Origin of the sequence: Streptomyces exfoliatus, assembly GCF_000725545.1 — a bacterium.
In the GTDB taxonomy this organism is placed as follows: Bacteria; Actinomycetota; Actinomycetes; order Streptomycetales; family Streptomycetaceae; genus Streptomyces; species Streptomyces exfoliatus.
Genome location: NZ_JNZP01000017.1, coordinates 188631 through 203581 on the forward strand (window position 1 = coordinate 188631; position 14951 = coordinate 203581).

A 14951-nucleotide genomic window follows, 5' to 3' on the forward strand; every position below is an offset into this window, starting at 1 on the left:
CGAGCCCGGCCTGATCGGCAAGACACCCCCTGGGGCCCGTCCGACCCTGATCCGCCGGGCAGGCCCTAGGGGTGACCGGCCGGTAGGTGACTCGTCCGTGACCCGTACCGCAGCGCACGTGGGAGCGCGCCCCTAAGATCTGCGCATGACAGGATCGGACGGCTCTCGACACTGGGCGCCGGGGGAGCACATCCTCTGGCGCTACCGCGGCAACGGCACCGGGGCGGTGCACATCTGCAGGCCGGTGACGGTCGTGCAGGACACCCCCGAGCTGCTCGCGGTGTGGATGGCCCCCGGTACGGAGTGCGTGCGCCCCGTCCTCGCCGACGGCACGCCCGTGCACGAGGAGCCGCTCGCCACCCGTTACACCGCCCCGCGCACGACGGAGCGCGCGCGGTGGGCCGGCAGCGGGGTGCTGAAGCTGGCACGGCCGGGCGACCCCTGGTCGGTGTGGCTGTTCTGGGAGCGTGGCTGGCGTTTCCGCAGCTGGTACGTGAACCTGGAGGAGCCGCGGGTCCGGTGGTCCGGCGGCTTCGACTCCGAGGACCATTTCCTCGACATCTCCGTATACCCGGACCGCAGTTGGCTGTGGCGGGACGAGGACGAGTTCGCGCAGGCGCAGCGGTGCGGTCTGATGGGCCCGGAGCAGGCCGCGCGGGTGCGCGACGCGGGGCGCAGGGCGGTGGACCGGATCAAGGCGTGGGGGGCGCCGTTCGCTGACGGCTGGGAGGACTGGCGGCCCGATCCGGCATGGCGGGTTCCGGAACTTCCGGCGGACTGGGACCGCACTCCGGCGCACACGGCACCGTGAGACCCTTGATGCGCCCCCGGGGTTCAAACGTAGGATCGTCCTCCGCACGGTGGAGGCGGACCGGACAGCACGTCAGACCGACCGAGCGACCTGCCAGGCCCACCGGACGGGCCGTCAAGGACCGGACGCAGCACAGGACCTGACCAGAAGTCATCGACGAGGGGGAGAGCAGTGCCGGACGTCTGCCCGGGTGTTCCGACCCCCGCCGCCGCCATGACTCGCGGAGCCTCCACATCCGCCGCACACGAGGGGTTTATCCCTGCCGAAGGCGCGGCATCGGCGAGAAGAGCGAGTGCATCGCACCACCGGCCCGGACGGACGGAATCCCACGCGTGACGGAGCATCCCACCTCCCACGAAGGCCGGCAGCCCCTGGCTGCCCGGTCGCACGAACGCGCGCGCCCTCGCCAGGAGGCGGCGGCCGGCCTGCCCGCCGAGGTGCCGGCCCAGCCGGGCAGCCCGGCAGGACTCGGAACGGACGCGCCCCCGTCGGGCGGCGGGCCCGCGGCGCCCCCCGGCCCCGGCACCCCCGGCGTCGCCGTCGCCGTGGCCGCCCAGCACCCGGGCGGCGGCCGGGGCGGGGACCCCGCCACGCGCCGCGAGGGCGAGCGGCTGCGGTTCGTCGGCGCCGCGACCCGGCGCATCGCGCGCGGCATCGACCTGGACGAGATCGTGCTCGGCCTGTGCCGGGCCACCGTGCCGACGTTCTCCGACGAGATCCTGGTCTACCTCCGCGACCCGCTGCCGGTGGGCGACGAGCGTCCGGTGGCGCCGTTCATGCTGCGCCTGCGCCGTACCGACCGGCTCCGGTTAAGCGAACTGGAGGGCGAGGAGCTCGTCCTCGTACCCGATCCGAGCCCGACCCCCGCGGCCGAACTCTGCGAGGTGCGGTCCGGGGGTGCGCTCGCCGAGGTGCTGCGCGGGGTGCGGCCGGTGTTCGGCGACTCCGCCGCCGCCAAGACCGCGCTGTCGGAGCTGCTCGGTCCCGGGCATCCGCTGCCCGGCGGGCTGCGGGCGGTCCTCGCCCCGCTGCGCGGCCGGCGCCGGGTGATCGGCGCCGCCGTGTTCCTGCGTCGCCCCGAGCGGGCCGCCTTCGAGCCGAACGACCTGCTGGTCGCCGCCCAGTTGGCCACGCACACGGCGCTCGGCATCGACAAGGCCGTCCTGTACGGGCGCGAGGCGTACATCGCGGACGAGCTCCAGCGGACGATGCTGCCGGACTCGCTGCCGCAGCCGACCGGCGTCAAGCTCGCCTCGCGCTATCTGCCGGCCGCCGAGACGGCCCGGGTGGGCGGTGACTGGTACGACGCGATCCCGCTGCCCGGCAGCCGGGTCGCCCTGGTCGTCGGCGACGTCATGGGCCACTCGATGACCTCGGCGGCGATCATGGGCCAGCTGCGCACCACCGCGCAGACCCTGGCCGGGCTCGACCTGCCTCCGCAGGAGGTCCTGCACCACCTGGACGAGCAGGCGCAGCGGCTCGGCGAGAACCGCATGGCCACCTGCATGTACGCGGTGTACGACCCGGTCTCGCACCGGATCACCATCGCCAACGCGGGGCACCCGCCGCCGATACTGCTCCACCTGGGCGGCCGGGCCGAGGTGCTGCGGGTGCCGCCGGGCGCCCCGATCGGGGTGGGCGGGGTGGACTTCGAGGCGGTCGAGCTGGACGCGCCCGCGGGTGCCACGCTGCTGCTCTACACGGACGGTCTGGTGGAGTCCCGGTTGCGGGACGTGTGGACCGGCATCGAGCAGCTGCGGGAGCGCCTCGCGGCGACCGCGCAGCTGACGGGCCCGGACCACTCGCCGCCTCTTGAGGCGCTCTGCGACGACGTCCTCGACATGCTGGGTCCCGGGGACCGGGACGACGACATCGCGCTGCTCGCGGCCCGTTTCGACGGGATCGCGCCGAGCGACGTGGCGTACTGGTTCCTGGAGCCGGAGGACGCGGCCCCCGGCCGGGCCCGCCGGCTCGCCCGGCGGGCGCTCGCCCGCTGGGACCTGGAGGAGCTGACGGACTCGGTGGAGCTGCTGATCAGCGAGGTCGTGACGAACGCCGTGCGGTACGCGGAGCGGCCCGTGACGCTGCGGCTGCTGCGGACGGACGTGCTCCGCTGCGAGGTCGGCGACGACTCCCCTCAGCTGCCGCGGCAGCGACGGGCGCGCGACACCGACGAGGGCGGGCGCGGTCTCTTCCTGGTGAACCGCCTTGCGAGGCGGTGGGGGGCGACCCGGCTCTCGGGCGGCAAGGTGGTCTGGTTCGAGCTGGCCACCCCCTGATCCGGGACCGACAACGCTGAAGGCCGGACCCTTGAGGGGTCCGGCCTTCCGTCATGTCCCTACCGCGACGGCCGTGTGCTGGCCTCGCCCTCGGGGTCGGGGCCGCCGACGTCCGGGGGCTCGATCGACGGCGGCGGGGACGGCTCCTGGGTGGCGGTCGGCTCGTCCGTGGGCTCGGGCGGCGTGGTGGCCGGGTCCTCCGTCGGCACGGGCGGCGTGGTGGCCGTGGTGGTCGGCGGGGGCGTCGTGGCCGGGGCCGTCGTGGTCGGCTCCTCGGTCGGCTCCTCGGGCGCCTCGGTCGTCCGGGTCGCCTCGGGGTCCGGCTCGACCGGGGTCGAGCTGTCCGTCTCCAGGTCGAAGGAGGCGTCGGAGCCGCCGCCGAGGGCGTTGGTGGTGTAGTCGCCCCAGATCTGGGCCGGCCTGCGGCCGCCGTTGGCGCGGCCCTCTTCGATGGTGTCGGTGAGGGTGACCTGGTTGCCCTTGGCGTCCTCGCCGAAGAGGGCGACGGCGGTGACGAGTTCGGGGGTGTAGCCGACGAACCAGGCGGAGCGGTTGTTCTCGGAGGTGCCGGTCTTGCCCGCGGCCTCGTAGTCACCGGCGGCGCGGAAGCCGGAACCGCTCTGTACGACGCCCTGCATGGCCTTGGTGACGGTGTCGGCGGCCTCGCGGCCGATGACCTGCCCGCCGATCCCCTTGGCGGGGGTGACGACGCGGTCCCTGTGCTCGGCGGCCTTCACGAGGGTCGGGGTGACCTTCTTGCCGTGGTTGTCGAGGGTGGCGTACACCCCGGCCATGTCCATGGTGGAGGCGCCCATGGTGCCGAGGGACATGGCGGGGCTCTCGCCGAAGTCCGGTCCGTCCTTCATGCCGAGGGCGAGGGCGGTCTTCTTGGTCTCGGCCTCTCCGACGTCCACGATCATCTGGGCGTAGACGGAGTTGATGGACTTGTTGGTGGCCGTCTGGACGGTGACGGGACCGTGGTCGCGGTCGTTCTCGTTCTCGGGCGCGAAGGGGATGTCACTGCCCACGACCTTGCGCTGGCTGGTGCCGTCGTAGACGGTGCCGAGCCCTATCTTGCGCCCGTCCTGGGTGACGGAGCCGTTCTCGATCGCGGTGGCGAGGACGAGCGGCTTGAAGGTGGAGGCGGGCTGGTAGTCGCGGCGGGTCGCGTTGGACGTCCAGTGCTCGGTGGCGCCGATGCCGCCGTACATCGCGACGACCGCGCCGGTCTTCGGGTCGACGGAGGTGGCGCCGGCCTGGACGGTGGCGTCCTTCTTGTCGCCCTTGCGGTCGAGCTTGGCCTCCAGCTGCCGGTCGACGGCCTTGACGAGGTCCTTCTGCTTCTTCTCGTCGATGTTGAGGGTGATCGTCCAGCCGCCGGCCTTGATGTCCTCCTCGCTGACTCCCTGGCGCATCAGCTCCTGGTTGGCGGCCTCGACGATGTAGCCGGTCTGGCCCTCCATGCCCGGGGCGGGCTTGGGCTTCTGCGGGACGGGGAACTTCATGGCCGTCCGGTCGGCCGCGGCGAGCCAGCCCTCCTCGACCATGTTGTCGAGGACGTAGTTCCAGCGCTCCTCGACGAGCTTGCGGCCGGTGGGGCTCGCGGAGGTCCAGTCGTACTGGTTGGGCGCCTGGAGCAGCGAGGCGAGGTAGGCGCCCTGGGCGGTGGTGAGCTTGGTGGCGTCGACTCCGTAGTACGCGCGGGCGGCGGCCTGGATGCCGTAGGCGCTGCGCCCGTAGTAGCTGGTGTTCATGTAGCCGGCGAGGATGTCGCTCTTGTTCATCTGCTCATCGACCTTGATGGCGATGACCATTTCCTTGAGCTTGCGCGTCGCCGTCTGGTCCTGGCTCAGGTAGAAGTTCTTGACGTACTGCTGGGTGATGGTCGAACCACCCTGCTTGCCCTTGCCGGTGAGGGTGGACCAGACGGCGCGGGTGGTGCCCTTGATGTCGACGCCGTTGTCCTTGTAGAAGCTCTTGTTCTCGGCGGCGACGAAGGCCTTCTGGACCTCCGCGGGGATCTTCTCCAGGCCGACGATCTCGCGGTTTATCTTGCCGGTCCTGGCGAGGACCTTGCCGTCGGCGTACTTGTAGATGTTGCTCTGCATGGTCGCCTCGGCGTTGGCCGTCGGCACCGGGACCATGAGGTAGACGACGTACAGGGCGCCCATGGCGAGCAGGCAGACCACGAAGAACGTGCCCAGGAGCTTCTTCCAGGAGAAGAGGCGGCGCAGGCCGCGTTTCTTCGCCTTGCTCTTGTCCGGTCGGCCCATGAGTCGTGTCGCTCCGCTCGTCGTGTGTCCCGGCGCGCCGGTCCTTCTCCCGCCCCGCGCGGGTCGGCTCAGCTAGCCAGCTAACACCGCCGATGTGGACATAGGACAACCGATCACGCCTTTTCCGGACGTGAGAATCAGCACCCATGTCCAGAGGAACCGACGTCCCAGCGGACCGGATGGTTGCGTGAAGGAGTCGTTCCACTTCTCGCGGGGCGTCGCGGCGTTGGCTATACACCTCGCGTATACACACCATGTACAGTGACCGGCATGTCCATCGGTCACACCCTCCTGGGACTCCTGGAGTCCGGCCCGCGCCACGGCTACGACCTCAAGCGCGCCTTCGACGAGAAGTTCGGCCACGACCGGCCGCTGCACTACGGCCAGGTCTACTCGACCATGTCCCGGCTCCTGAAGAACGGCCTCGTGGTCGTCGACGGCATCGAGGCGGGCGGCGGCCCCGAGCGGAAGCGGTACGCGATCACCGAGGCCGGCGTCACCGATGTCGCCCAGTGGCTCGCCACTCCCGAGAAGCCCGAGCCGTACCTCCAGTCCACGCTCTACACCAAGGTCGTCCTGGCCCTCCTGACCGGGCGCGGCGCCGCCGAGCTCGTCGACACCCAGCGCGCCGAACACCTGCGCCTGATGCGCGAGCTCACCCGGCGCAAGAAGGACGGCGACCTCGCCGACCAGCTGATCTGCGACCACGCCCTCTTCCATCTGGAGGCCGACCTGCGCTGGCTGGAACTGACCGCCGCCCGGCTCGACCGGCTCGCCGAGGAGATCCGCCGATGACCACCGCCCCGCTCCTCGGCGCCACCGGCCTCGACAAGGCCTACGGCCCGACCCCGGCCCTCGCCGGCGCCTCCTTCTCACTCCGGGCGGGCGAGGTCGTCGCCGTCATGGGCCCCTCCGGCTCCGGCAAGTCGACCCTCCTGCACTGCCTGGCCGGAATCGTGCGCCCCGACGCCGGAACCATCACCTACGACGGGCGCGAACTCACCGCGCTCTCCGACACCGGACGCAGCGCCCTGCGCCGTACCGACTTCGGCTTCGTCTTCCAGTTCGGCCAGCTCGTCCCCGAGCTGACCTGCGTGGAGAACGTCGCCCTGCCGCTCCGCCTCAACGGCGAGAAGCGGAAGGCCGCCGAGGCCAGGGCCGTCGACTGGATGGCCCGACTGGAGGTCGAGGACATCGCGGCCAAGCGCCCCGGCGAGATATCCGGCGGCCAGGGGCAGCGCGTCGCCGTCGCCCGCGCGCTCGTCACCGCCCCCCGGGTGATCTTCGCCGACGAGCCGACCGGCGCCCTCGACTCCCTCAACGGCGAGCGGGTCATGCGGCTGCTCACCGACGCCTCCCGGGACACCGGCGCCGCCGTCGTCCTCGTCACCCACGAGGCCCGGGTCGCCGCCTACTCCGACCGCGAGATCGTCGTACGCGACGGAGCCGTACGGGACGCGGAGTGGGCCGCATGACGCTTCCCGGCGAGACGATTCGCCCCAGCGACACAAGGCGCCCCGGCGACACGGGGCCTGCCGGCGACAGCGGGCCTTCCCGCGGCACGAGCCTCGCCGCCTGGGCCCGCGATCTGGCGCTCGGCGCCCGCTTCGCGGTCACCGGTGGCCGGTCCGGCCTGCTCCGCACCGTGCTGACCGCGAGCGGCGTCGGCTTCGGCGTGGCCCTGCTCCTGGTCGCCTCCTCGCTGCCGAACATGCTCTTCCAGCGGGAGGTACGGGAGTCGGTCCGCGCCGTCGACGGCAGCGAGCAGGTCACCTCCCCCCGGCCCGACTCCTTCCTCCACCTCGGCCGGACCACCGTCTACCGCGACGACGTCATCAGCGGACTGCTGCTGCGCCCCGAGGGCGACGCGCCCCCGGTCCCGCCCGGCGCGTCCGCCTTCCCCGCCGTCGGCGAGATGCTGGTCTCCCCCGCGCTCCGCGAACTGCTCGACTCCCCCGAGGGCGCCCTGCTCAGGGAACGGCTCCCCTACCAGGTGGCCGGGACGATCGGGCAGGCCGGACTCATCGGCCCGGCCGAGCTGCGGTACGTCGCCCACGTCGACTTCCTCGACACCGAGAACCTCGACGGGCGCGGCACGCGGTACGGCTGGTCCGTGCCTGAGGAACCGCTGAACGCGTTCCTGATCCTCCTCGTCGTCGTCGCCTGCGTCGTCCTGCTGCTTCCCGTGCTCGTCTTCGTCGCGACCGCCGTCCGCTTCGGCGGCGAACAGCGCGACCGGCGGCTCGCGGCACTCCGCCTCGTGGGCGCCGACATCGCCATGACCCGGCGGGTCGCGGCCGGCGAGTCGCTCGCGGGCGCGCTGCTCGGCCTTCTGACGGGTCTCGGACTCTTCGCCGTGGCACGGCAGTTCGCGGGGGCGTTCACCATCTGGGACGTCAACGCCTACCCCTCCGACGTCGTGCCGATGCCCATGCTCGCCGCGCTCGCCCTCGTCGCCGTGCCGGTCGCCTCGGTCGTGGTCACCCTCTTCGCGCTGCGCGGGGTGGCCATCGAACCGCTCGGGGTCGTCCGGACGTCGACGCCGCGCCGCCGCCGGCTGTGGTGGCGACTGCTCCTCCTCGCGGCCGGGGTGGCCCTGCTCGTCCCGCTGATGGGCGAGGTCCAGGCGACCGGGACGAGCATCGACACCGTGGGCGTCGCGGCCGGCACCACGCTCGTCCTGATCGGCCTCACCACCCTCCTGCCGTGGTTCGTCGAAGCCTGCGTGAAGCGGCTGAACAGGGGCCCCGTGTCCTGGCAGCTGGCCGTCCGCAGGCTCCAGCTGAGCAGCGGCACCGCGGCCCGCGCGGTCAGCGGCATCGTCGTCGCGGCGACCGGGGCCATCGCCCTCCAGATGCTCTTCCAGGCCATGGAGAACGACTTCACGCAGACCACCGGCCAGGACGTGTCCCGGGCCCAGATCGCGATCGGCGCCGACGCCGGGACCGCCGCCGAGGCCCGCTCGGTGATCGACCGCCTCGCGCGCACCGAGGGGGTCAGCGCGGTGATCGGCACCGTCGAGTCGCAGGTGTGGCGGCCCGGACCCCTCAAGGCGGGCGAGGAGTTCGCCCCGATGGCCTCGATCAGGGTCGGCGACTGCGCCTCCCTCGGGGAGTTCGCCACACTGCCCTCCTGTGTCGACGGCGACGTCTTCGTCTTCCTCGCGCACGGCGCGCAGGGCAACCCGGACGACAGCTGGGTCACCAGGACCGCACGGCCCGGCGCGACGGTCGCCCTGCGCGACCCGTATCCGCACCCGGACGAGCCGCGCCGCCCCGAGGGCGGCCCGCTGCCGCAGTGGCGCATCCCCGCCACGGCCCGGGTCGTGGACTCCCGACCCGACCCGACGGGCATGTACGAGTACGGAATCCTCGCCACCCCCTCGGCGATCGACGCGGCCCGGCTCGACGAGCCCGACGCGCAGGCCATGGTCCGGCTCGACCCGTCGGTGCCCGACGCCGCCGACCACGTACGCAACACGGCGGAGGCCATCGACCCGACGTCCTGGGTGCGCACCCTGAAGGACACCGAACGGGACGCGGCGTTCTCCAGCGTCCGCACCGGCATCCTCGTCGGCTCCACCCTGACGATGCTCCTGGTGGCCGCCTCGCTCCTGGTGACGACCCTGGAGCAGCTCAGGGAGCGCAAGCGGCTGCTGTCCTCGCTCGTCGCCCTCGGCACCCGGCGCTCCACCCTGAGCTGGTCGGTGCTCTGGCAGACGGCGGTGCCGATCGTCCTCGGTCTCGTCCTCGCCGTGGCGGGCGGGCTCGGCCTCGGGGTGGTCCTGCTGAACCTGGGCGGGCAGCCGGTCGCGGACTGGTGGACCTTCCTGCCCGTCGTCGGGATCGGCCTCGCGCTGATCGCGGCGGTGACCCTGCTGAGCATGCCGGCCCTGTGGCGGCTGATGCGGGCGGACGGCCTGCGCACGGAATGACCCTTCGCATGGAGGTACGAGGGAGCGGGCGTCGTTTCCCGGGACCGGGGGTCTCGGGAGCCGGCGCCCGGCGGCGTACGCGCTGCCGGGCCGGGTCTCAGGAACCGGCGCCGAGCACCCGTACCGGAAGTCCCCGCATCGCGCCCCGCAGCTCCTCCGCCAGCTCCCCGAACTCGGCGTGCCGGGCCGCGCCCGTCCGCATCGCGAGGGCGATCCGCCGGGAGGGCGCCGGTTCGGCGAAGAGCCCGGTCCACAGGGCGGTGTTGCGGGCGGTCTCGACCGTGACGGCGGTCCGCGGCAGCAGCGTCACCCCGAGACCGCCGGCCACCAGCTGGACCAGGGTGGCGAGCCCGGCGGCCGTGGTGGTGACCTCCGCGCCACCCGTACGCCCGGCCTCCCGGCAGATGTCGAGGGCCTGGTCGCGCAGGCAGTGCCCCTCGTCGAGCAGCAGCAGCCGCAGCTCCTTGAGGGCCTCGCGCGGGATGTCGTCCCGACCCGCCAGCGGATGCCCCTCCGGGGTGACCAGGACGAAGTCCTCGTCGAACAGCGGGAGTTCGGTGACGCCGGGCACACCGAGCGGCACGGCGAGCAGCAGCAGGTCGAGCCGCCCGGCCGTGAGGCCCTCCAGGAGCGAGGAGGTCTGCTCCTCGTGGACCTGGAGGTCGAGGTCCGGGTAGCGCCGGTGGACCAGACGCAGGACCGTCGGCAGCAGGTACGGGGCGACGGTCGGGATCACGCCGAGCCGCAGCACCCCGGTGAAGGGGGCCTGGGCCGCCGCCGCCTCCTCCATCAGCTCCGAGACCGCGTCGAGGACCGCGCGGGTGCGCACCGCGAGCCGCTCCCCGGCGGGCGAGAGCAGCACCTTCCGGGTCGTACGCTCGAGGAGCTGGACACCGAGTGCCTCTTCGAGTGCCGAAACCGCGCCCGAGAGCGCGGGCTGGCTCATGCCGATGGCCGCCGCCGCGTCGCGGAAGTGCAGATGCTCGGCGACCGCCGCGAAGGCCCTGAGCTGCGAGAGGCTCGGCTGCTTGCCGCGCGGCGGGCCGGGCGGGGAGGCGTACGGGGAGCTGTACGGGGATGCCACTGATAACCACCTTCGATCAACACGAACCACTCTAGCTATTTCACTGATCAATGCACTCCGTGCCATGCTGTGACCTCGTCCAACCCCCACGGAAGACCCCAAAAGGGACCCTTCCTGCCTGCAAGGAGAGCGCGTGCTCACTGTCGGTGACAAGTTCCCCACCTACGACCTGACCGCCTGCGTGTCGCTGGAGAGCGGCAAGGAGTTCGAGCAGATCGATCACAAGTCCTACGAGGGCAAGTGGCGTGTGGTGTTCTTCTGGCCGAAGGACTTCACCTTCGTCTGCCCCACCGAGATCGCCGCGTTCGGCAAGCTGAACGACGAGTTCGCCGACCGCGACGCCCAGATCCTCGGCGTCTCCGGCGACTCCGAGTTCGTGCACCACGCCTGGCGCAAGGACCACGCCGACCTGCGTGACCTGCCCTTCCCGATGCTCGCCGACTCGAAGCACGAGCTCATGAGCGACTGCGGCGTCCGCGGCGCGGACGGCTTCGCCCAGCGTGCCGTCTTCATCGTGGACCCGAACAACGAGATCCAGTTCACCATGGTGACCGCCGGCTCCGTCGGCCGTAACCCCAAGGAGGTCCTGCGGGTGCTCGACGCCCTGCAGACCGACGAGCTGTGCCCGTGCAACTGGAACAAGGGCGAGGGCACCCTCGACGCCGCCGCCCTCCTCTCGGGCGAGTAAGGACGCGTGATCTGACATGGCTCTCGACGAACTGAAGTCCGCCATACCGGACTTCGCCAAGGACCTGAAGCTGAACCTCGGTTCGGTCATCGGCAACAGCGACCTTCCGCAGCAGCAGCTGTGGGGCACGGTCCTCGCCTGCGCGATCGCCTCGCGCTCGCCCAAGGTCCTCAAGGAGCTGGAGCCCGAGGCCCAGGCCAACCTGAAGCCCGAGGCGTACCAGGCGGCCAAGTCCGCCGCCGCGATCATGGCGATGAACAACGTCTTCTACCGGACCCGGCACCTGCTGTCGGACCCCGAGTACGGGACGATGCGCGCCGGTCTGCGGATGAACGTCATCGGCAACCCGGGCGTCGAGAAGGTCGACTTCGAGCTGTGGTCGCTGGCCGTCTCCGCGATCAACGGCTGCGGCCAGTGCCTGGACTCGCACGAGCAGGTCCTGCGCCAGGCCGGTGTCGACCGCGCCACGATCCAGGAGGCCGTGAAGATCGCCGCGGTGATCCAGGCGGTCGGCGTCACCCTCGACGCGGAAGCGGTCCTCGCCGAGTAGGGCGTCACCGCGGTCGTACGAGAAGGGCCCCGGGGCAGCGCGCCCCGGGGCCCTTCCGCCGTTCCCGGCGGGTCACTTCTTGAGCGCCGCCATGAGCGCCAGCATGTCCTGGGTCATCGGGACGTCGATGCCGGAAAGGTCGAGCGGCTCGGTGTTCCCCGTCTCGTTGCCCTCCGCGTCGACGCTGTAGTCCCGGGAGACCGCCAGCGCGATCTCGGCCTGGCCGTCGAGAACCATGAGCTCTCCGGCCTCGCCCTCGCGGTCGCTGAAGAAGGCCTTCTCGCCGAGACCGTCGATCGGCGTGTGGAGGTCGGCGGACTTCGCCTGTGCGTCGAACTCGGGCCCCGGATCCGTCACCTTGTGCAGGGTGTACGAGAGCCAGCCGCTGTAGCCCGATTCGGGCGGGCCGAACCGTATCGGGCAGGCCACCCGCAGCACCGCCGGGTCGTCCGTCACGGGCCCTTCGCCGTCCGCGCTCCGCTCGCCCAGGACGGCGCTGAGCGCCGGCAGCTCCGCCAACTGGCAGAGGCCGCTCACGCTCTTGTACCCACCCAGGTCAGGGCCGGGCTCCTCGCCCCGCTCGTACGCGTAGAGCCCGCCGCCCCACACCGCCGACGCCAGCACCGCGCCGCCCAGCGCCCACAGCCAGGGGCGCCGGGCCCGGGGCGGACGGGGCGGCCGGGCTGCCTTCTCCTCCGTCAGTACCTCGGGCGCGTCGAACACGACGCCGCCCACCAGCTCTGGTTCCGAGATCACCGGCCGTCCCCCTTGGGGGAGGACGAGCCGGGTGCCGGGGTCGGGGCCACTTCGAAGGCGGTCGCCCCGCGCGGCTCCGGCGTGCTGCGGAGCGCCTGTTCCGTGCTGTACGCGCGCAGGTAGCCGACCACCGTGTTGCATACGGCGACCAGCGGGACCGCGACGACGGCGCCGCCGATGCCGGCGGTCAGACCGCCGGCCGCGACCGCCAGGACGACGGCGAGCGGGTGGACCCGCACCGCGCGTCCGAGGATGAAGGGCTGGAGCACATGGCCCTCGATCTGCTGCACGGCGAGGACGACGACGAGCACCATGAGGGCGGTGAAGAGGCCGTTGGTGACGAGGGCGACGACGACCGCGAGGGCGCCCGAGATCACCGCGCCGACCAGCGGGATGAAGGCGAACAGGAAGATGAAGACGGCGAGCGGCACGGCCATCGGCACGTCGAGGAAGTAGAGGCCGAGGCCGATGAAGACCGCGTCGATCAGGGCGACCAGCACCGTGCCCCGCACATAGGCGGTGAGGGTGCGCCAGGCGCGCGGACCGGCGCCGGCGACGCCCGGCCGGGCCTGGGCGGGGACCAGCTTGAGCGTCCACTCCCACACCTTCTTCCCGTCGTGGAGCAGGAAGAGCGTCGAGAACATGGCGAGCAGGATGCCGGTCAGCGCCTCGACGACGACGGTGACGCCCTGGAGTCCGACCTGGGTGATCTGTTCGGCGTTGGCGCCGATGGAGTCGCTGAGGTTCTTCGCGATGCCGTTGATCTGCTGCTCGGTCACGTGGAAGGGGCTGTTCAGCAGCGCGCGCTTGAGTTCCTCGATGCCGTCCCTGACCTGGTCGGACAGGTTGTCGACATTGTCCATGACCTGCCAGACCACGAACCAGCCGACCAGGCCCATCACGACGAAGCCGGAGATGGCCGTGACGGCGGTGGCGAGCCCTCGGGGCAGGCCCTTCCTGCGCAGCATGGCCACGGTGGGCTGGAGCAGGGCGGTGACGAGCAGCGCGGCGACGAACGCGAGGACGACCAGCTGGACGGAGCTGATCACCTTCATCAGCACCCAGAGCGTGCCGGCGAAGACGAGCAGCCGCCAACTGGCCTCCGCGGCGACCCGCATGCCCCACGGGATGGCGGCGACCGGGTCGGGCCGGGCGGCGACGGCCGGCGCGTAGGCGGGGGGCGCGGGGACGGAAAGGCCCGGCTCGACGGCGGCCGTCTCCGGGAGCGGAGGCGGCGTCTCCGGTGCGACGCCGGGGCGCGCGGACGCGTCCCCGGTGGACGTGTCCCCGGTGCTCTTGTCGCCCGGACGTGGCTGCGGGCGGTCGCCCTGCCGTTCCCCCGGGTCGTCGCCCTGCGGGTCGAGCGGATCCTCGCGCTCCGCCTCGGCCCTGCGCGCGTCGAGGCGTTCACCCACGCGGCTGAGGCTCTCGCCCAGCCGGCCCAGCCACCCTGGCACTCTCGCCATCTCTTCCCTCATCCCCCCGCTGACACGTCCCCGCTCGCTCCCCCGCGAGCCCCTGGGCCCTTCGAACCTACACGCAAGCAGCCCCTCACCGTAGGACGGTGAGGGGCTCCCCAAGGTTGAGCACGCCGGACTAGTACCAGCGGTTGGCCTGCCAGAACGTCCACGCCTCGCACGGGCTGCCGTAGCGGTCGTTCATGTAGCTGAGGCCCCACTTGATCTGCGTCGCGGGGTTGGTCTGCCAGTCCGAGCCGGCCGAGCTCATCTTGTAGCCCGGCAGGGCCTGCATGAGACCGTAGGCGCCCGAAGACGGGTTGACCGCGCGGTAGTTCCAGCTGGACTCGTGGTCCACGATGGTGCTGAAGCACTGGAACTGCGAGGCCGGGATCATCTGGCGGGCCATGGCCTTGACCTCGGCGATGGAGTACGAGCCCTGCGTGGAGAAGGACGAGGCGTCGCGGACCGCGGAACGGCTGGCGCGCTCTTCCTCCGCCGCCTTGCGCTCCTCCTCGGCCTTGGCCTTCGCCTCGGCCTCGGCCTCGTCGGCCGCCTTCTTCTTCGCCTCCGCGTCCTTGGCGGCGCGGAGACGGGCCGATTCCTCGGCGGCCTTCCGCGCGACCGAGTCGGCGGCCGCGGCCTGGACGTCGGCCTGCTCCGAGAGGGACGAGACCTGTACCTGGGCCTGCTCGCCCGCGGGAATGTCCGCGAGCAGCGTGGTGTCGGCCGCGGTGGCCTCGAAGTTGTCGTCCGAGGACTGAACGGCGTTACCCGACGCTACGCCCACGACGGCGCCGACGGTGGTGACCGCAGTGGCCGAAGCCACCGCGAATCCCCGGACCGAGATCCGGCTCACACGGTTTCCTTCCAGCATCGCTCGCACAGGTGACCACGCGGGCGAAATCGTGCCCCTGGCGCTGGTCTCCGACATACAGGGTCACAGGAGACACGGGCCCGTGGTGCTGTGGGCGGCATACGACGGACGGCTGTTGAGTTGTGCGGGGGTTGTGCGCCCTGAAGGTGCACGGGTGCCGTATGCGGGGCCTGACGGAAGCAAGACTCTGCCGGACCGCCGCACCGCAAGGCAATTCTCCGTTGCGTGTGAAAGCTCACACC

At 71.9% G+C, this 14951-nt stretch carries 12 protein-coding genes; 7 read left to right on the forward strand and 5 right to left on the reverse strand.

Features of this window, described 5'->3' with window-relative positions; all coding sequences use genetic code 11:
- The first annotated feature begins 145 nt into the window (after window positions 1–145).
- Window positions 146–811: a cytidylyl-2-hydroxypropylphosphonate hydrolase gene (gene fomD / locus IO20_RS0121495; RefSeq protein WP_030548710.1), complete on the forward strand. Its 666-nt coding sequence runs from the start codon at window positions 146–148 to the stop codon at window positions 809–811.
- Between the two features lie 332 nt (window positions 812–1143).
- Window positions 1144–3090: an ATP-binding SpoIIE family protein phosphatase gene (locus tag IO20_RS0121500; RefSeq protein WP_030548712.1), complete on the forward strand. Its 1947-nt coding sequence runs from the start codon at window positions 1144–1146 to the stop codon at window positions 3088–3090.
- A gap of 59 nt (window positions 3091–3149) precedes the next feature.
- Here IO20_RS0121500 and IO20_RS0121505 read toward each other — a convergent pair whose 3' ends face one another.
- Window positions 3150–5363, reverse strand: a complete 2214-nt coding sequence (locus tag IO20_RS0121505) for a transglycosylase domain-containing protein (RefSeq protein ID WP_030548715.1) — start codon at window positions 5361–5363, stop codon at window positions 3150–3152.
- A gap of 270 nt (window positions 5364–5633) precedes the next feature.
- Between IO20_RS0121505 and IO20_RS0121510 the strand changes: the two genes are divergently transcribed.
- The 3 genes from IO20_RS0121510 to IO20_RS0121520 are packed head-to-tail and all read left to right on the forward strand — an operon-like array spanning window position 5634 to window position 9297.
- Window positions 5634–6158: a PadR family transcriptional regulator gene (locus IO20_RS0121510; protein WP_030548717.1), complete on the forward strand. Its 525-nt coding sequence runs from the start codon at window positions 5634–5636 to the stop codon at window positions 6156–6158.
- The gene (locus IO20_RS0121515; protein ID WP_030548719.1) at window positions 6155–6838 is read left to right on the forward strand and encodes an ABC transporter ATP-binding protein; all 684 of its coding nucleotides are present in this window, start codon (window positions 6155–6157) and stop codon (window positions 6836–6838) included. Before IO20_RS0121510 ends, IO20_RS0121515 begins: the two co-directional genes overlap by 4 nt.
- The gene (locus tag IO20_RS0121520) at window positions 6835–9297 is read left to right on the forward strand and encodes an FtsX-like permease family protein (RefSeq protein WP_078945947.1); all 2463 of its coding nucleotides are present in this window, start codon (window positions 6835–6837) and stop codon (window positions 9295–9297) included. The genes IO20_RS0121515 and IO20_RS0121520 overlap by 4 nt, the downstream gene beginning before the upstream one ends.
- 97 nt (window positions 9298–9394) lie before the next feature.
- Here IO20_RS0121520 and IO20_RS0121525 read toward each other — a convergent pair whose 3' ends face one another.
- A complete protein-coding gene (locus tag IO20_RS0121525) occupies window positions 9395–10381 on the reverse strand; it encodes a LysR substrate-binding domain-containing protein (RefSeq protein WP_078945928.1) in 987 nt (328 codons plus the stop codon).
- Between the two features lie 133 nt (window positions 10382–10514).
- Here IO20_RS0121525 and IO20_RS0121530 point away from each other — a divergent pair, with 133 nt between their 5' ends.
- Both IO20_RS0121530 and IO20_RS0121535 read left to right on the forward strand, forming a co-directional pair.
- Window positions 10515–11069, forward strand: coding sequence for a peroxiredoxin (locus IO20_RS0121530; protein ID WP_030548725.1), 555 nt, complete (start codon window positions 10515–10517; stop codon window positions 11067–11069).
- A 16-nt stretch (window positions 11070–11085) separates the two neighbouring features.
- Entirely contained in the window at window positions 11086–11619 is a 534-nt protein-coding gene (locus IO20_RS0121535) for an alkyl hydroperoxide reductase (protein WP_030222466.1), read from the forward strand.
- A gap of 72 nt (window positions 11620–11691) precedes the next feature.
- On the opposite strand, the gene IO20_RS0121540 is transcribed toward IO20_RS0121535, so the two are convergent.
- The 3 genes from IO20_RS0121540 to IO20_RS0121550 form a co-directional block, all read right to left on the reverse strand.
- Entirely contained in the window at window positions 11692–12375 is a 684-nt protein-coding gene (locus IO20_RS0121540; RefSeq protein WP_030548727.1) for a hypothetical protein, read from the reverse strand.
- Complete coding sequence (locus IO20_RS0121545; RefSeq protein ID WP_030548729.1) at window positions 12372–13841, reverse strand: AI-2E family transporter; 1470 nt, start codon at window positions 13839–13841, stop codon at window positions 12372–12374. The genes IO20_RS0121540 and IO20_RS0121545 overlap by 4 nt, the downstream gene beginning before the upstream one ends.
- 130 nt (window positions 13842–13971) lie before the next feature.
- A complete protein-coding gene (locus tag IO20_RS0121550; RefSeq protein ID WP_030548731.1) occupies window positions 13972–14691 on the reverse strand; it encodes an aggregation-promoting factor C-terminal-like domain-containing protein in 720 nt (239 codons plus the stop codon).
- Between the last annotated feature and the right edge of the window lie 260 nt (window positions 14692–14951).